Source organism: Candidatus Thermoplasmatota archaeon (genome assembly GCA_018814355.1).
Taxonomy (GTDB): Archaea; Thermoplasmatota; Thermoplasmata; order UBA10834; family UBA10834; genus COMBO-56-21.
Map to the genome: position 1 here is coordinate 1 of JAHIZT010000025.1, position 17,266 is coordinate 17,266.

At 56.0% G+C, this 17,266-nt stretch carries 20 protein-coding genes and 1 tRNA gene; 17 read left to right on the forward strand and 4 right to left on the reverse strand.

Annotated features, from left to right (window positions below):
- The 4 genes from KJ653_01060 to KJ653_01075 all read left to right on the forward strand — a co-directional run.
- Positions 1–825: ArsA family ATPase (locus KJ653_01060; GenBank protein MBU0684427.1), on the forward strand; the 825-nt coding region annotated here is incomplete at its 5' end.
- Positions 764–1,096 carry a hypothetical protein gene (locus KJ653_01065; protein MBU0684428.1) on the forward strand — a complete coding sequence of 111 codons (333 nt, stop codon included), beginning with the start codon at positions 764–766 and terminating at the stop codon, positions 1,094–1,096. The genes KJ653_01060 and KJ653_01065, both read left to right, overlap by 62 nt.
- 93 nt (positions 1,097–1,189) lie before the next feature.
- The gene (locus KJ653_01070; GenBank protein ID MBU0684429.1) at positions 1,190–1,639 is read left to right on the forward strand and encodes a 4Fe-4S dicluster domain-containing protein; all 450 of its coding nucleotides are present in this window, start codon (positions 1,190–1,192) and stop codon (positions 1,637–1,639) included.
- On the forward strand, positions 1,636–3,471 hold the full coding sequence (locus KJ653_01075; protein MBU0684430.1) for an aldehyde ferredoxin oxidoreductase family protein: 1,836 nt from the start codon (positions 1,636–1,638) through the stop codon (positions 3,469–3,471). The genes KJ653_01070 and KJ653_01075 overlap by 4 nt, the downstream gene beginning before the upstream one ends.
- Positions 3,472–3,528: 57 nt before the next feature.
- Here the strand turns inward: KJ653_01075 and KJ653_01080 are convergent, their stop codons facing one another.
- Together KJ653_01080 and KJ653_01085 are read right to left on the reverse strand one after the other, a co-directional pair.
- Entirely contained in the window at positions 3,529–3,876 is a 348-nt protein-coding gene (locus KJ653_01080) for a roadblock/LC7 domain-containing protein (protein MBU0684431.1), read from the reverse strand.
- A gap of 1 nt (position 3,877) precedes the next feature.
- A complete protein-coding gene (locus tag KJ653_01085) occupies positions 3,878–4,288 on the reverse strand; it encodes a hypothetical protein (GenBank protein ID MBU0684432.1) in 411 nt (136 codons plus the stop codon).
- A gap of 212 nt (positions 4,289–4,500) precedes the next feature.
- Here KJ653_01085 and KJ653_01090 point away from each other — a divergent pair, with 212 nt between their 5' ends.
- The 10 genes from KJ653_01090 to KJ653_01135 all read left to right on the forward strand — a co-directional run bounded on the left by KJ653_01090 (position 4,501) and on the right by KJ653_01135 (position 11,333).
- A complete protein-coding gene (locus tag KJ653_01090; protein ID MBU0684433.1) occupies positions 4,501–5,130 on the forward strand; it encodes a TIGR00296 family protein in 630 nt (209 codons plus the stop codon).
- Positions 5,108–6,370: a dihydroorotase gene (pyrC, locus tag KJ653_01095; protein MBU0684434.1), complete on the forward strand. Its 1,263-nt coding sequence runs from the start codon at positions 5,108–5,110 to the stop codon at positions 6,368–6,370. The genes KJ653_01090 and pyrC overlap by 23 nt, the downstream gene beginning before the upstream one ends.
- Positions 6,351–7,514, forward strand: coding sequence for a YkgJ family cysteine cluster protein (locus KJ653_01100; GenBank protein ID MBU0684435.1), 1,164 nt, complete (start codon positions 6,351–6,353; stop codon positions 7,512–7,514). Before pyrC ends, KJ653_01100 begins: the two co-directional genes overlap by 20 nt.
- A gap of 132 nt (positions 7,515–7,646) precedes the next feature.
- Positions 7,647–8,120, forward strand: a complete 474-nt coding sequence (locus KJ653_01105; GenBank protein ID MBU0684436.1) for an Lrp/AsnC family transcriptional regulator — start codon at positions 7,647–7,649, stop codon at positions 8,118–8,120.
- Between the two features lie 137 nt (positions 8,121–8,257).
- Positions 8,258–8,473, forward strand: coding sequence for a small nuclear ribonucleoprotein (locus KJ653_01110; GenBank protein ID MBU0684437.1), 216 nt, complete (start codon positions 8,258–8,260; stop codon positions 8,471–8,473).
- An 11-nt stretch (positions 8,474–8,484) separates the two neighbouring features.
- Entirely contained in the window at positions 8,485–8,652 is a 168-nt protein-coding gene (locus KJ653_01115) for a 50S ribosomal protein L37e (GenBank protein ID MBU0684438.1), read from the forward strand.
- Between the two features lie 35 nt (positions 8,653–8,687).
- On the forward strand, positions 8,688–10,097 hold the full coding sequence (purF, locus tag KJ653_01120) for an amidophosphoribosyltransferase (GenBank protein ID MBU0684439.1): 1,410 nt from the start codon (positions 8,688–8,690) through the stop codon (positions 10,095–10,097).
- 64 nt (positions 10,098–10,161) lie between these two features.
- Positions 10,162–10,233: transfer RNA gene (locus KJ653_01125), tRNA-Ala, on the forward strand.
- Positions 10,234–10,423: 190 nt separating this feature from the next.
- Entirely contained in the window at positions 10,424–10,714 is a 291-nt protein-coding gene (locus KJ653_01130) for a hypothetical protein (protein ID MBU0684440.1), read from the forward strand.
- Positions 10,698–11,333, forward strand: coding sequence for a winged helix-turn-helix transcriptional regulator (locus KJ653_01135; protein ID MBU0684441.1), 636 nt, complete (start codon positions 10,698–10,700; stop codon positions 11,331–11,333). The genes KJ653_01130 and KJ653_01135 overlap by 17 nt, the downstream gene beginning before the upstream one ends.
- On the opposite strand, the gene KJ653_01140 is transcribed toward KJ653_01135, so the two are convergent.
- Complete coding sequence (locus KJ653_01140) at positions 11,260–12,480, reverse strand: hypothetical protein (GenBank protein ID MBU0684442.1); 1,221 nt, start codon at positions 12,478–12,480, stop codon at positions 11,260–11,262. The two genes, KJ653_01135 and KJ653_01140, sit on opposite strands and share 74 nt — an antisense overlap.
- A gap of 204 nt (positions 12,481–12,684) precedes the next feature.
- On the opposite strand from KJ653_01140, the gene KJ653_01145 reads away from it, so the two are divergent.
- Positions 12,685–12,915 (forward strand): hypothetical protein, encoded by a 231-nt coding sequence (locus tag KJ653_01145; GenBank protein ID MBU0684443.1) that lies wholly within the window; start codon positions 12,685–12,687, stop codon positions 12,913–12,915.
- Positions 12,916–13,039: 124 nt separating this feature from the next.
- On the opposite strand, the gene KJ653_01150 is transcribed toward KJ653_01145, so the two are convergent.
- Complete coding sequence (locus KJ653_01150) at positions 13,040–13,210, reverse strand: pyruvoyl-dependent arginine decarboxylase (GenBank protein MBU0684444.1); 171 nt, start codon at positions 13,208–13,210, stop codon at positions 13,040–13,042.
- Between the two features lie 420 nt (positions 13,211–13,630).
- Here KJ653_01150 and KJ653_01155 point away from each other — a divergent pair, with 420 nt between their 5' ends.
- Positions 13,631–14,818, forward strand: a complete 1,188-nt coding sequence (locus KJ653_01155) for an MFS transporter (protein MBU0684445.1) — start codon at positions 13,631–13,633, stop codon at positions 14,816–14,818.
- A gap of 57 nt (positions 14,819–14,875) precedes the next feature.
- Positions 14,876–17,017, forward strand: a complete 2,142-nt coding sequence (locus KJ653_01160) for a bifunctional alpha,alpha-trehalose-phosphate synthase (UDP-forming)/trehalose-phosphatase (GenBank protein MBU0684446.1) — start codon at positions 14,876–14,878, stop codon at positions 17,015–17,017.
- Positions 17,018–17,266 lie beyond the last annotated feature (249 nt).

Genomic DNA, 17,266 nt, shown 5'->3' on the forward strand with positions numbered 1-17,266 from the left:
GCGGACACGCTTCGACTCCTTGCTTTCCCCGATACCGCGAACTGGTACTTCGACCGGCTTTTCCACATGCTCAGGAACGTGCTCAGGGTGGCAAGAGTCACCGTTGGGAAGCTGATGTCCACGCCGCTGCCGACGGAGAAATTCCTGACGGACCTGGAGAATCTCAAAGGGCGTTTGGCCTATGTCCAGGACCTGCTGACAGACCCTGAGATCACCTCCGTCAGACTGGTCGTGAATCCTGAGAAGATGGTCATCGCGGAGACGCAAAGGGCCTACACATATCTCTGCCTGTACGGTTACACTGTCGAGAGCATAGTCATAAACCGGATCATACCAGACGAGCTGGGGGACACTTACTTCAAGGCCAAGCTGGAGGAACAGAGGAGATATCTGGGGCAGATAGACGAGATATTCTCCCCGCTCAAGACGATCAAGGCGAGGTTGATGCCCAAGGAGGTCCTGGGCATGAAGGCCCTTGAGAAGCTCGGGGACGAGCTGTTCGGCAAAGGGGACCCGACCGAGGTGTATTCGACCGAGTCGCCCATGAAGATGTACGAGGAGGACAACGCCAGCGTCCTGGCAATCAAGCTGCCGTATCCCATGGAGCAGAAGCTAGAGCTTTATACGCGCAAGGACGATTTGACTCTGCAGCTAGGGGCGTTCAAGAAGTCCATAGTCCTGCCGCACTCGATGACCAACAAGAAGGTTCTCGGTGCGGACATGGAGGATGGCTGGCTCAAGATAAAGTTCGAGGTCGAGAAACATGGCAAGAGAAAAGGTAGGAAAGGGCGTCGAGGCCGCAAAGAGGCTGGAAAGGCACATTGAGGAGATCGCGTCCAAGCTCGCGACGAAGGACACGATGACCCACTTCGTGAACGCTGGAATGGAGATCATCCAGGCGGGCAACGCCGCCGTCAAGCAGATGAGCGTGCCCGAGGAGACCAAGATCAGGATACACAAAGCCCAGAAGGAGGTCCTGCTGGCGGCCAAGAGCGCGATCGATGTCGTGCTCTCAGAGATAGACAAGGAGATACCCGCAAAGGGCGCTGAGCTGAAGAAGATAGAGATAAGGCAGGTCAAGCGGAAATCGAAGTAGGATTCCGAATAACTCTGTCATCGGGCGCACATCTTTTTTAGCAGTATTCCATTACTGACCATCCGCCTTGGACAAGAGGGGGGAATCGTCAGTATGGTCAAGATGTTGGTACCGTACCCAGAGAACTGCACTGGCTGCAGGTTTTGCGAGATGGCCTGCACCATATATCATGATGGAAAGATCAACCACGCGGACGCTCGGCTGCAGGTGCACAGGAGAGGGGTCAAGGTAGACTTCCCATCTGTGTGCACGCACTGCGTGTCCTGCGGAGAGGACTGCTGCGTCCTTCACTGCCCGGTCGAGGCCATCAAGAAGAAGGACGGCATGGTCTACGTCGACCAGGAAGAATGCACTGCGTGCGGGGAATGCGTCGAGGTCTGCCCGTTCGGGGTGATGCGCATGGAGGAGAAGGCATTCAACTGCGACCTGTGCGGTGGAAGCCCGACCTGCGTCAAGTTCTGCCCGATGAAGGCTATCGTCTACGAGGAGCCGAAGCCGGAGCAGTATGAGAAGGTCAAGAAGCTTCTTGCGGTGGAGGAATGAAAATGAAGGGTTACACTGGCAAGATACTGAAGGTAGACCTCACGACGGAGAAGTCGCATGCCCGACCATTCGATGAGAAACATGCAAGGAAGTACCTGGGGGGCCAGGGGTTCGCGGTCGAGATCGTCTACCACGGCGTTCCCAAGGGCGCGGACCCGCTGGGACCGCAGAACGTGCTCGCGATGGCCGGAGGAGTATTCGACGGATTCCCAGTAGGGACCGGAGGGAAGGTCGCATTCGCCGCGAAGTCACCTGCCACGAACACGCTGGCCGAGAGCATCATGGGAGGCTCGATAGGTCCGGAGCTGAGGCACGCGGGATACGATGCTCTCGAGATAGTCGGCAAGGCGGAATCACCATCGTACCTTTACATCGAGAACGAGAGGATCGAGGTGAAGGATGCAGCGGACCTGTGGGGTAAGGACACTAGACAGGTACCGGAGATGCTGAAGAAGCGCCACGGCTGGGATGTCAAAGTCGCATGCATTGGCGTGGCGGGAGAGAAGCTCTCCAAGATAGCGAGCATCGACTGCGATGACAGACAGGCTGGCAGGGCGGGCTTGGGCGCGGTAATGGGTTCGAAGAACCTGAAGGCGATCGTGATCAGAGGCACGAACGACCTCGTCCCAGCAGAACCGAAGAAGCTGTTGGGAATAGCGTTCAGGTACCAGAAGATCTACGAGGCAGCGCCCTCGTTCATCGAGGACACGAAGTACGGCACGGGCGAGTTCCTTGGCTGGATAAACAAGGAGAAGGGCGTTTTCCCGACCAGGAACTTCCAGGAGAGCGTGTTCGCTGAGAGAGAGAAGATCGACCCGTACTACTGGGCCCCGAAGTATGTCACCAAGAACAAGGCATGTTTCGCCTGCACCAAACCATGCGGGAAGCTCTTCGAGGTCAAGAGCGGCAAGTTCGCTGGCGTTGCCATTGACGGCATCGAGTACGAGACGCTGTACTCGCTAGGCGGTGCATGTGGCAACTCGGATGTCGAGTCGGTCGCCAGGGCGAACGAACTGTGTGACCTGCTGGGCATGGACACCATCTCCGCCGGAGTCACCATCGGCTTCGCCATGGAGCTCATGCAGAGAGGCATCATCACTGAGAAGGACGTCGGGTTCAAACTTACCTGGGACAACGCCTCAGACGCGGTGCCCAGGATGGTAGAGATGATGGGCAACAGAAGGGGCTTCGGAGATGTGCTAGCAGATGGCGTGAAGGTCGCGGCGAAGAAGATCGGCAAGGGGGCCGAGAGATACGCCGTCCACACCAAAGGGCTCGAGCCACCCGCATACGATGTCAGAGGCATGAAAGGCCATGGACTGGCGTATATGACATCGACCAGGGGAGCCTGCCACCTGAGAGCCGGATTCTACGCGCCCGAGCTGGTCGGCAAGTTTTGGAAGTGGGAGGGCATTGACCGAGCCTCTACGGCTAACAAGGGATTCATGGTGTCCCAGACAGAGAACTTCATGTGCGTCTACGACTCGGTCGGCCTGTGCAAGTTCTCAAGAGGGTTCTACCTGATCGCGAAGCTGCCAGAAGTGATCGAGGCCATAACCGGCTTGACCTTCACGGAGGACGAGCTCCTGAAGATCGGGGAGAGGATCCACAACATGAAAGGCGCGTTCAACGCGCGCGAAGGTGTGACGAGGAAGGACTGGCTCCTGCCTCCAAGGATCCTACAGGACCCGATCCCGGAAGGACCGTCGAAGGGCCAGAAGATATCGGTCGAGGAGATGAACACGATGCTCGATGACTACATGAAGGCCCGCGGATGGACCATGGACGGCGTACCGACCCCTGAGAAGCTCAAGGAGCTCGACATAGACTGAGCTGATCGAGTCATAAACCCAGAGAAACCATTTCACTTCTATCCTATCGAAGCATGCTCATATCATCTTGAGCGTTTCAGCGAGCTCGTCCAGTTTCTTGAGCACGAGGTTCGCATCGCCCTTTCTGCCGATCACGGCGACTATGAGCGCTTTCCTTCCGGCGCCGACAACGACCAGCTTTGCGTCCTCGCTCTCCACGACCACGTGAATCGGGGTCCCGATCCTGAGTTCTGAGTGAGCGGTAGACGCAGCGCCCAGTAATGTCGCGCACATGATCCCGAAGGTCTCCATCGAGACGCCCTCTGGCACGTCGGCGGCGATGATGAGGCCATCCCTGCTGATGACGGCAGACGCGATTGCCCCTGAGTTCTGCCTGAGGGCTCTAAGCGCCGGTTTGAGTTCCATTCTAGTCACCTCCGAGCGGCTCCAGCCTGAAGACGCAGTGCTTGTCCCCTCTGCTGGTGCACTCGATCTCCTCGCAATGCAGCTTCCTGTGAGTCTGGGCCTCGTATATCTTCCTGACGATGCCCCTGAGCCTGTGGCACGTGCAGCCGTCCGACTGGCCGGACTCTATGGAGCCCTCGGCGACGGCAGTGGATTCCTGGAAGACGATGTTGTCGACCCATCCCCTGGCTCGCAGAAGGTTGGCGCAGACCTCGAAGTACTTCTCAGGCTCCTGCTGAGCTATCTTGGACATCTCCTCGCCGAGTATCATACCCTCTCTGAAAAAGAGACCGTAACAGGCCTGAGACATCACGCCTTCGTAGAGCTTCCGTATCTCTTCGAATTCTGACTGAGAGAGCTTTACGAACTTCATTAGACTCAGCTTGGGATTCGACTGGTGGATAATTAAGGTTTGGTCTCAAATTCCTGATAGGAAACCACCGCACGATACGCAATAGACGACTTCGTATGTGTTGCCAGAGGTAATCGCGCAGTGCGCGATCCAAGCCGATTTTCAGCAAGTGTGGTTTTATGTTCACCCCGTAAAGACTTTTATGGCGGGTACCCTATCCCAGCTGCGCTGGTATGATGTTCTCCGACGAGGATGGCCGACTGGCTGTCAAGATCGCGCGAGCCGCCGTCGAAAGCCATGTTAGACGCACGAAGTTCGAGGAACCGAAGGTGCCCGACATCTTCAAGAAGAACTACGGGGTGTTCGTGACACTGACCACCTATCCGGATGACCAGCTCAGGGGATGCATCGGCTATCCCGAACCCGTCATGCCGTTGATCAATGCGCTCAAGGACGCAGCGATCAGTGCATGCTCCCGCGATCCGAGATTCCCCGAGGTCAAGCCTGAGGAGCTCAAGCGGATCAGAGTGGAGGCGAGCCTTCTGACCGAGCCAGAGGAGGTCAAGGTGAAGAAGCCGAGGGAGTACATCTCGTGCGTCAAGATCGGGGAGGACGGGCTAATCATGCAGCGTGGATATGCCAGGGGTCTACTTCTGCCGCAGGTGCCGGTCGAGTGGCACTGGGACGCCGAGGAGTTCCTATGCCAGTGCTGTCTCAAGGCGGGCCTGATGCCCGACTCGTGGCTGCAAGAGGGCACCAAGATCTTCAAGTTCCAAGCAGAGGTGTTCTCTGAGGATAAGCCAGGCGAGGACGTGAGACGAAGGAGTCTCAGTGACGAACATGGAAGTTGTAGTGGAAGGTAACTGTTGCGTCTCCGGAAGAATGGAGAGGTGCTGCATAGGCATCGAGAACGGCAGGATACAGAAAGTAGCGAAGCTCATAGAGGGCGAGAAGGTCTTCCGATTCGGCACGAAGATCGTTCTCCCAGCCGCCATCGACGCCCATGTCCATTTCCGCGACCCTGGTCTGACGCAGAATGAGGATTTCGGGACGGGTTCCTTGGCGGCGATCCACGGGGGCGTCACATGCGTCTTCGACATGCCAAACACAAAGCCACCTACTACAACGCTGTCCGCGCTCAGAGATAAGAAAAAGATAGCTTCATCAAAGAGCATGGTGGACTTCGGCCTGTTCGCCGGTGTTAGGCCCGGCCTGGATGTCGAGGCACTGGCGAAGGAGGCGATCGGGTTCAAGCTCTACATGGCCAGCACGACCGGTGAACTTATGGTGCCCTCCCTCGAATCGGTCAAGAAGGAGATCGCTGCAATTGCAGCGACAGAGAAGGTCCTCGCGGTCCACGCGGAGGATGAGTCCCTTCGTAGGAAAGAGATCGAGGATAGCCTGGAAGATCATCTCAGGAACAGGAACAACGAGTGTGAGAGCAGCGCGATCAGGAAGGTGAAGGTTGCTGCGAACGGCTGCAAGCTGCATATATGCCATGTGTCGGGGAAGGCTTCTCTGCCGCTTATTCAGGGAGTCCCTAATCTGACCTCCGAGATCACCCCACATCATCTGCTCTTCGATATCAGCTCGAAGTTAGGTACTCTCGCCAAGGTCAACCCGCCGCTCAGGAAGAGAGATGACAGGCACGCGTTGTTCCAGGCGTTGAAGGAAGGCGTATTCGACATGATCGCCTCGGACCACGCACCATATGCGATCGATGAGAAGAAGGAGGACTTCGACTACGCCCCGACGGGAATGCCAGGGGTAGAGACGATGGTCCCCCTGATGCTGAATCTGGTGAAGGAGAGGCACTTGGACATCACCGGCGCGGTGGGGATGCTCTCCGAGCGACCCGGTGAGGTGTACGGCCTGGCCAAGGGGAAGATCGCGCCAGGGTACGACGCCGACCTGATCGTTGTTGACATGACGCGCAGCACGATCATCAAAGCGGACAACCTGCACTCGAAATGCGGGTGGACGGCCTACCAGGACATGCCAGGGATATTCCCGCAGGCCGTATTCCTCAGGGGCCAGCTAATGGTAGAGAATGGTTCCCAAGTGGGTGAGAGGATAGGAAGGGATGTCCTTGGCTCAAGGTAGCGAGCCATTGGAGATAGACTACTCCGAGGTGGACGGCAGGACCTACAGATGTGTCGACGGGTGCGCCCTTTGCTGTTTATGCCAGCCTGAGCTGCTCCCCGAGGAAGAAACCAAGTTCCGAGCCGACCCGAGGCTCTCCGATGGGATGGCTGACAGGCACATCTCGCCGGAGGTGCGAGGCGCGGCGATCAAACTCATGGGAGCGCATGGCTCGTGCCATTTCTTGAAAGACAAACGCTGCAGGATATACCAAGACAGACCGCACTTCTGCAGGGCATTCCCTGTCAACGTATTCGTAGGGTGGAGGATCCAGCTCAACGCGAACCTGTCGTGCAGAGGCATGGGACTTGCCGGCGAGAATCTGGATGATGTCGCAAAGGGCATCCTCTCTGAATACGAGGAAGAACGCTTGCGTTCGGAGCTCGGCACGGCGAAGAAGGTCTTCACGGAGTTCGTGAGAAACACCAGAGACACGTGGGTCGCACAGTCGTTCTCGTCGGTCAGAGGCGCTGGACATGCGCTCGCGGACGAGCTGGTCGAGGAGCTCGGCCTCAGCAGGTTGTTGACATACGCCGAGCACGGTAGAACCAAGCAGAACGCGTCTGCAACGGACATCGCGAGACTTGTCCGGAGGACGGAGGCTGAGGCGAATGTCGAAGAGAGGGCGCTGATAGATGGAACGGAGTTGTTCGATCTTCCCGATCTGAGCCTGCTGCCGATATACATCGATGACATGAACAGATGGAAGATCTTCAGGTTGGTCGGCAAGGAGATAGTGGGCTACGAACTCTCCGAGGACGGATCCACCAGGGAGTCGTCGAGAACCAACCCTTCGGACATAGAACTCATGCCCATCTCCTCGTCAGGAAAGACCGCCTTCAAGGAGTACATGGCACTGGTCAACGCCCGAGACTGCTTCCTTGGGCACGCGGCCTACCTGTGTGACATGGACGGCTATGAGTACAACTTCGCCCAGGTGTACCTAGGCGCGCTCGCCAACAACGCGACCGACCTGTGGTGGAGGGCGTCGTTCCTCGCAAGACTGGCTGGAAGAACAGACTTGGGACCGGAGGAGGTCCGGGAGGGAGTGATCTTCTTCGACATGGATCTGCTGGACCTCCCGACGATAGGTGCGTTCATCTGATGCTCCCTCTCGAGCTGTTACGATATTCGTCTCGAAATGAAGTCGATTTTTGTTCAGTTCGAACCAAAGCCATCGAAAGCGTTATGAATACGAATACGTTGTACTGTTTTCGAATGTTTTGGGGGGGAGCCCTTGACGGATAAGCAAATCTCAGTAACGCTTGACAAGAACGACAAGATAATTCTGAAAATGCTTCAAGAGGACTGCAACATCAGTCTCAAGAAGATCGGGGAGAAGACAGGACTCTCCTCGTCCACTGTGCACTACAGGGTCAACAGGCTGATCGAGGACGGCGTGATCACGGGGTTCAAGGCGATCGTGGACCCGCTCAAGGTTGGCAAGGAGATACTGGCCATTTCACTCGTGACTGGCAGGTATGGCCCGGACTACTCCAAGAAAATCGGAGAGAGGATCGCCAAGATACAGGGCGTTTGGGCGGTCTACTTCCTGCTAGGGAACATCGACTTCGCCGTCCTCCTGCGGGCATCGTCAAGGGAGGAGCTCAAGGACATCGTCGATTCTTTCATCAAGATCGAGGACGTCGAGAGGTCAAACACATACCTCATACTCGAGAGGTTGAAGGAAGACATGACCGTCCAACTCTGAACAACTGGTCGAAGGGCACATCTCTACATCCCCCTTTCTGAGACGTTTTCGACCATGCCAGCATAGCGGAGCTTGACGATGGTCGAACCGCAAAGCTTTAAGTACGGTACCCGATATCAGGCCATCAGGTGATTTATTTGATCAAGCCCCTGGCTGTTCTGAACAAGTCAATCAACCAGCAGGTTATCGTCGAGCTCAAGGGGAAGAGAGGGTACAGGGGTGTCCTGGACGGCTACGACCCTCACATGAACCTAGTGCTCAGGAACGCTGAGGAGACCTACGAAAGCCAGGTCGTCCGGAAGATGGAGACTACCATCGTCCGCGGGGACAATGTGATTTACATATCACCGTGAGGTAGGGCCGGATGACAAAGGGCACTCCATCGATGGGGAAGCGAGGCAGCAAGAAGACGCACATAATCTGTCGTCGCTGCGGCAAGCGCGCTTATCACGTGAGACACAAAACTTGTGCTTCGTGCGGTTTCGGCGCAACGGCCAAGCTGAGGCATTACAATTGGGCCAAACAGCACTGAGATGAAGCATATTCCTTGGAAGGGGGGTAAGGTCAATGGAGACTGAGCACCCGCAGGACGAGTGTGGCATCTTCGCCACTGCTGCCATTAACAACGTTTCAGTGGACATCTTCTACGCGCTCAGAGTGCTCCAGCATAGAGGCCAGGAATCGGCCGGAATAGCGGTCTACAACAACGGCATCAAGGCCATCAAGGGCATGGGTTTGGCGCATCAGGCCCTCAAGACAGACGACATAAACAATCTGAAGGGAGAGCTTGGCATCGGCCATGTCCGGTACTCCACGGTCGGATCATCAAACATCGAAAACGCGCAGCCCATCGTGGTCTCAACCAATTATGGCGACATTGCCCTCGCGCACAACGGAGAGATAGTCAACGCTGACAAGATCATGGACGAGCTCAAGAGGAAGGGTTGGGCGTTCATCACCTCATCCGACTCGGAGATCGCAGTGCGGCTGTTGGCGAACGACATCGCCAACACTGGAGACCCCGTCCGGTCGCTCAAGAACCTGATGACGATGCTCCAGGGATCCTATTCAATGACGATCATGATCGACAACCGGGTGTTCGCCATGAGGGATCCACTAGCCATCAGGCCTCTATGCGTTGGACGCACCAAGACAGGGTTCGCGGCGGCCTCTGAGAGTGTCGTCTTCGACACGCTCGGCGGAGAATTCATCAGAGACGTCGAGCCGGGGGAGATCGTCGAACTGCTTCCCGGAGAGATCAAGTCCATCAAGACGGGGCTGTCAAAGGGGAAGGCACACTGCATGTTCGAGTGGGTCTACATCGCTAGGGCCGACTCGAGCCTCGACGGAAAGCTCGTCTATGAGGTCAGACGGAGGATCGGCCAGAGGCTGGCGAAGGAGCAGCCTGTCGAAGCGGATGTCGTGGTGCCCATTCCCGACTCGGGAAGGTCTCATGCGATCGGGTACTCAGAGGAGTCGGGCATACGCTACTCCGAGGGGCTGATGAAGAACAGGTATGTGGAACGCACATTCATCATGCCGGAGCAATCGGATAGGGTCACTAGCGTCATGCTGAAATTGAACCCACTCAAGAGCGTCATCAAGGACAAGAGAGTCGTCCTCGTGGACGACTCGATCGTTAGAGGCAACACGATCAGGCAAATCGTGCAGATCGTCAGGAACGCTGGAGCGAAGGAGGTACATGTCAGAGTTGGCTCTCCTCCAATACGCGCTCCCTGCTACTTCGGGATCGACATGAAGACGAGAGAGCAGTTCGCAGCCACCGGCAGGACCATCGAGAAGATCGGCAAGATGATCACGGCCGACAGCCTCGGATACCTTTCTGTGGAAGGGCTCGTTGAGTCGATTGGTCACCCTGCGGGCGACTTGTGCCTGGGATGCCTAACCGAGGAATACCCGATCCCTGTACCTGGAGAGAAGGTCCGGTACCAGAGAAAGATAGACTCGTTTATGTAGTCCCAGCCTGGACGATGCTCGGCAAGTTTTAACTAGACCTACTCTATACATCGCAAACCAACATGGGCCGGTAGATCAGCGGCAGATCGCCCGCTTGGCATGCGGGAGGTCGCGAGTTCAAATCTCGCCCGGTCCACGCTGCCTTTTCTACTGAGGTAGAGCCGACGCGTTGCATAATCCACCGACCTCATTTGAATGCAGTCTCCATTGATTGCCTGTTTGATGCAGAGCCATATGCGCGAACTCGCGTGCGACAAACCCTGGGAAGGGAATGCCGACTCGCACAGCTTATACCCGTGGAGACCATTCGGAACGAGTAGATATTGATGGCGGTCGTTGAGGACTTGCTGCTGGGCCTTCTGCTAGGGGCATCCTTGATACTCCTATCCTTCTCGCTCGTCTCTTACAGGAGAAGCGGCCTGAAAGGGCTCTTGCTGTTGGCTGTCGGCCTCTTGATCCAGATCGCACTTACAGCCGCTCTACTGCTTGTAGGTTTGATGACTGAATGGTTCGCTGGCATGGAGTGGTGGGTCGCGCCCTCGGTCGGCGCTCTCGCGCTCGTCATTGTCCTTGTCATCGGCACGCTCGGAGGAAGGGGCCTTGAAAGATCCCCTTGAACTCGGGAACAGAAAGCGAATCTTCGAAGCCATCCGCCAGAACCCCGGAGTCCATTTCAGGGAACTCCAGAGACTCACCAGCATGCCTATCGGTGTCCTCAGTTACCATTTGAACTACCTTGTCGACAGGGGCCTCCTGACGGTCGACAAGCAGGAGAGCTTCACGAGGTACTTCCCTGGCGGTCAGTTGGGAAGGGACAAGCAACAGATGCTTGCGGCGCTCAGGCAGGAGATCCCGAGGGGCATCATCCTGTTCCTTCTCATGAACCCTGGCGCGACCCACGGCGAAGTCCTGCGGAGCTTCACCATCTCCGGAGGAACCCTCTCGTATCACATCAAGAAGCTCGTCTCGAGGGGGCTGATAAGAATGGACAAGGCCGGCAGGGAATCGCGCATGACCGTCATCGACCCCGACAAGGTGTCCGACCTGCTCATCGTCTATCGGAGGTCGTTCCTCGACAAACTCGTCGACGAGTTCGTCGCGAGCTATATCGGTGCCGGGGGATTGCCGGCTCAAGAAGCAGGGGCCAGGACAGACAGCGAATCTACGGGCGCCCCCGATAGTACCGGTTCCTCTGAAGATCCACCGGATCAGCGGGGTCCCGACTCTCGTTCCTAGTCGTCAGCAGGTAGGCGCCTGTGCCGCCGACAGAGGCGAGCCCTACGATGATCCCGACCCCAATCCACAGCAGCGAGGGTGTGCCTGGCAAAAACACGATGGCCCCGCCGCCACCGCCTAGCACGCCTATGCTTGGGTCGTGGTCAACGGTGATCGTGTCCGAGGACAACGGGGTCGACAGGTATATTGTCAGGGACTCGCCGTCGGTCCTGTAATGTGTTGAAACGTTCACCAGGCTGGCGCCGGCAGGGGTCGAAATCCTCGCCTGTCTCGCCCATGAGAAGTAGCCATCAGGCACGCCCGTATCGTTCACGAAATCAACCATCTGCTTGAACTGGTCTCGGGACTGGAAGGTGTGAGTCACAAGGGTCGATCCCTCAGTCTCGTTCATCGATGGGTCGCTTCCGCTCACGGTCCCACCGGCCTGATAACCTCTGAAAGTATAGTGACCTGCGCTCGAAGTGGGCGTGTACGATGCGTCATCCATCTTCATCAGCGCAATCTCCAGCGCCAGACTGTCGACAGGCAACGGTTTCATGACTGTGACGCCAACATCGAACTTCAACTCCGAGCTGCCGTTCACTGGATACTCCGGAGACTGGGGGACTCCCTGGTAGGCCGCGAAGTAGTTGCGTGCAGACACCTGAAATCTGACGGTGACCTCGGCCCAGCTCTGGACGGTCGATTGAGGTCCGCCTGGGCCCAATCCGTTGGGACCACCGTATCCAGCTCCTCCGACCCTGACCATGTCAAGCGTGGCAGTGAGCTGCAAAGTCACAATCTTTCCTTGATCGGTATCCTTCAGCTGAGGTCCTGAGACCGTCCAGATCGTGTGGTTCGTTGGTGCCCTGAACTCGACCATGCTGGGTGAGAATCCGTTCCCGAAGCTGGCGTTGTATCCCAGAAGCGCGCGCAACACGAATCCGTCGCCTGTCAAGTTCGTGAGATTCCCCGCCCTGACAGTCGCCGCGGGGAACGAGTTCGATATCAGTGTCGTGGTGTTCGCACTGTGTATCTCGATGCCGTTTCCTCCCACTGAATAGGTTATGTCCTCAGCGTCTTCAGCTAATGCGCTGCCTGAGCTCCAGGACATTGATACCATGATTGTGAGTCCCAGGAACAAGACCGTCGCCGTTCGTGCAGTCATATCATGTTTCACATGCAAGAGCCAGATAATAACAAATTTGGTACAACGTTAGAACACTTCGTTCGAGCGGGTCTCAGCGGCTCATTGGATTCATTGAGGATTGCTCTAACCTTTGAAGCTTGCACCACAAGCGCCTTAACCCATCATTCGAAGTCATGACATCGAGGCCTACAAGGCCCGAAAAAAAGAGGGGTGAAAAACGAAATGACATCGAAGCTGATGGTGGCCGTAATGGTCGGAGCCGCCGTTATGTTCGGGGCAGCCGGGGTAGTGTCGGCAGCTGGCGCTAACGCCAGTGGCGACTGTGATCAGACCCAGGACCAGACCCGTCTTCAACTGAAGGATGGGTCGTGCTGCGAATGCGACTGCGAGGGCAACGACTACAGCTGGAGCCACTACCACAACTGGAACTACAACTACCGCGGTTCGGCATAGATCTACAGGCCCTGCCGTCGTACAGAAACCTCTTCCTTTCATGGTTTTGTGAGTTACGAAGAACCCTTGACGACCTCCAGTCTATCGACACAGCCAAACGGTTCGCCCGTGGAATTCCTCGCCATCACGGCGAAGATCTGCCAGTAAGAGACGAATTCTTTCTCCCGTCTTCCCTCAGATTGATGACACATCCAGGGGGCAATATGCTAGATATCGAGACAAGATTGAATCTTTTCGATGCAGGTGTCGCGAAAAGCGACCTCGAAATACAGCAACACTTGATTGTTTCTACCAACACTCTTTGTGAAGAACAGTTTCTTCGGCATTATACACATGAATTCTGTAGTTCCTTCAATCAAGGTCCAAAAACTAGGTCTCATGAGACACTTCCTGTGGCTATGACGCCTTGTGCACAGTTTATCTTGTGTCCTGCCAGCGGCGCAATGCATAAAACCGTGATGGGCTATACTGTTGATGAGATTCGATGAGAAAGAGTGAGAAAAGGTAAGAACCTCTGGAGGAGCCGGCCTCCTCGATCCCCGATTCATTCCTAGCGCAACAGGCAGCTTGTGGGGATTCACTATCCTTCGTTGTCGGCGTCGGATATCGCTCCAGATCCCAGGTTGCGTTGGGGAACGAGGGGACCGACAGTGGCCAGACGGGACAGGACGGACACTTCGAAGTGCCGAGAGTCCCGCTGACTTGAGGAGTGATCATGTTCCAGACTCAATTCAGGCATTATGTGATAGAGCTAGCCCATCGCCACGGGCATCTGATCGCGGTACAGGCGTTTGTAGCAGTGGCAAACACGCTTGCTAACTCCTTTGCGCTTATTTACCTCGTTAGACAAGGGGCGAGCTATCTCGAATGCTCCGTCTTCGTCCTTATCGCGATAGTCGTGTCGCTATTGCTAGTGTCATTTGCCTCAAGAACGATTGTGAAGAACTTCTCGTCATCCGTCACCACAGCACTGGTGTGTCTCGCCGGGTATTACCTGCTACTGATGACCCTTCATGGCTGGCCCCTGGTGGTGATCCCTCCCGTGTTCTTTGGCACATACGTGGTCACGTTTTGGGTGCCATACAACGTGCTCATCATGCACATCACTTCGCGCGCGAAAAGAGGTGCAATCATAGGTTTCTACTTTCTCATATTCCCACTCGTTGGCGTCTTGACTCCGGCCCTCGGCGGCTTGATCATATTGTTGTCTGGCTATCAGGCACTATTCGCGATCGCCGCTATCTTAGCCGTTGCTAACATCGTGTTCATCTTTGGTCTGAAGGTCTTTCGAGAGATGAAACACCGGATAATCATACCCGAGCTCCTTGAGTCTCTCAAGATCAACATGATCGGGCGGCTGCACATAGACATCGATTTCAAGGCGGTGGACTGGAGACTTAGAACTGCGCTCTTCGCAGAAGGTATTCAGGACGGCATCTTCTGGATATTCATCCCCCTGGTAAGCTTCGAGTTCGCGAAATCGGAGATCGGTGCTGGTGGCTACCTCTCCCTGTTCGCCGTGTGGGGAGCGATTATGACCATCGCGCTTGGTTATCTTTCCGATCGGCTCAAGGACAGAGCCTCGATAGTGAGGATCGGTGCGGCTTTCGCTGCAATCAGCGTTCTTGTTGCGTCCTCAGCGACGGATCCAGCACGGTATCTCTCTTCGATGAGCATGGCCTTCTTCTGGATAGCCATGGTCCCCTCATTCCTCTTCACGATGCTTCTGGACAAGATGGAGAAGTTGAAGAAGAAGGGAGTCATTGTCAGGGAATTCCTGCTGGACTCAGGAAGACTAGTCGGCGTTCTTGCCACAATCATACTTCTGCTCCTGAATGTGAGGCTGGCCGATGTGATGGTCATCGCCGGGGTGGCGCTGGCGACGATCATAATCGTGAGGTAGTTGAGAGATCCATACAGAGGGAAACTTATGCTAGTAATCGTAGCCAATCGTCTTCCAGTGACCATAGAAAAGCATGGCGGGTCAGTCGAATTCGCGCCGAGCACCGGAGGACTGACATCGGGTCTCAAATCGTTCCATGACAAGAGCACCATGAAGTGGGTAGGGTGGCCAGGGCCGGTCCAACCAAAGGATCAGCGGAGCGTGGCACGAAGGTTGGTGAACGACTTCGGGTTCTTTCCAGTCTTCCTGACCCCTGCTATGATAAGAGGGTATTACACAGGCTTCTCTAACAGCACGCTGTGGCCTCTCCTCCATTCCTTCCCAACCTATGCCAGATATTCGTCCGCTGAGTGGCGCGCCTACAAGCAGGTCAACACGCTCTTTGGCGAGCAGATCATGCGGATGATAGAGCCAGGAGACACGGTGTGGATTCATGACTACCATCTGATGCTCTTGCCTGCCTACATCAGGGAGAGAGTTCCGGGCGCCAAAATCGGCTTCTTCCTCCACACGCCCTTCCCGCACTATGACACCTTGAGGTTGATCCCCTGGCACCGCGACATTGTCTCTGGCCTGCTAGGTGCGGATCTCGTGGGGTTCCACACGTACGACTATTCACAGTCCTTCCTCGGAAGCATAAGGCACATCCTCGGACTCGACAATCGCATAGGCCAGATTGTAACCAGAGGCAGGGCTGTCCAAGTCGATGTTTTCCCCATCAGTGTGGATTTCGACCAATACTCAACGTCCTCCGAGAGACAGGCAGTGAAGAACCGCATCGCCAGGCTGCGCAGGCAGACTGGAGATCTGAAGACCATCTTCTCAATATCTCGTCTCGACTACACGAAAGGCATCCCGCACCAGCTGCTATCAATAGAACGGCTGCTCGAGACACATCCGGAGATGAGGAGGAAATTCGTCTACCTGAGCGTCGTCGTGCCATCGAGGGAGAGGGTCGACCTCTACAGGCAATTGAAGAGGGATATCGATGAGATCGTTGGTCGTATCAACAGTAGGTTCGGAACCATGGACTGGATGCCGATTCGCTATATGTACCGCAGGTTGGACGACGACGAGCTGAGCGCACAATACGCGTCGGCCCATGTGGCACTCGTGATGCCCCTCAACGACGGAATGAACCTCATAGCAAAGGAGTACATCGCCTCGCGTGCTGATGAGACGGGAGTACTGGTCCTTAGCGAGATGGCCGGCGCCTCGAAGGAGCTCCTTGAGGCGCTCATAGTCAACCCAAACGACGTGGACGAGATTGCGGGGTCACTGCATAAGGCCCTGACGATGCCGATTGTCGAGCAGATCAGGAGGAACAGGATAATGCGCGCGCGCCTGCAGAAGGCTGACATCCATCGATGGGTCGCGCGTTTCCTGGAAAAGCTGGAGGAGGCGGTGAAGTCATCTGATAACCTGATGACTATGCTGATGACCGACCGCACCAAGTCCGAGATTCGAGAACGCTATGCATCTGCGCGAAAGCGGCTGTTTCTCCTCGACTACGACGGGACCCTCGTCCATTTCGCGGCAAGACCTTCCTCGGCCGCGCCATCGCATCGAGTGCTGAGTGTATTGGGGTCGCTTGCGACCTCAGGTTTGAATGAGGTCTTCCTGATCAGCGGCAGAAAAAGAGAGGACCTGTTGGCCTGGTTCGGAGACTTGCCGATATCGCTCGTTGCGGAGCACGGTGTGTGGCTGAGGTCTCGGAGCACAGGTAGATGGCAATCGCTGGTCAAGGACAAACCTGTCTGGAAGAATCGCATTCGGCCGGTCCTTGAACTGTTCGTGGAGAGGATCCCCGGCTCGGCGATAGAAGAGAAGGATTTCTCGATCGCATGGCATTATCGAGAGAGCGATCCCGAGTTGGGGCCATCGGCCTCAAGAGAGCTGATAGACGCCCTGACGCATCTGACTTCGAATCTGGACATATCTGTCATGATTGGGAACAAGGTGGTGGAAGTCAAGAGCACCCATGTGAACAAAGGACTCTTCTACGTACGACATCTGTCCTCGAAAAAATGGGACTTCATCTTCTCCGCCGGCGACGACGAGACCGACGAGTACCTCTTCGATAGATTACCGCGAGACAGTGTATCCGTCAAGGTGGGAATCTCGGCATCCTCGGCAAAATACTCTATGCAGAATCCCGAGGATATCCTTGACTTCCTCGATAGCCTTTCCGGGCTTTGAGGACGTTCGTCGAAGGCATGGCCTTGGAATTTTGTGACCACAGCTGGATCAAGGATCGGCAGCACGAAGGGAGACTCATCCTTTCCGGACAAGATTTACAGGCTTCCGCACTTCAAGGAGTACGAGGCATGGCTTCAATCCGGAGGGGCACGTGCTCCCCGTCCCGAACAGCATCAGCTACAGGGCGCCTGAAGGATGAAGGAGAAGACGAGGCTCAGAACTGGCCCAGCCACACGTCCGACCACGGAA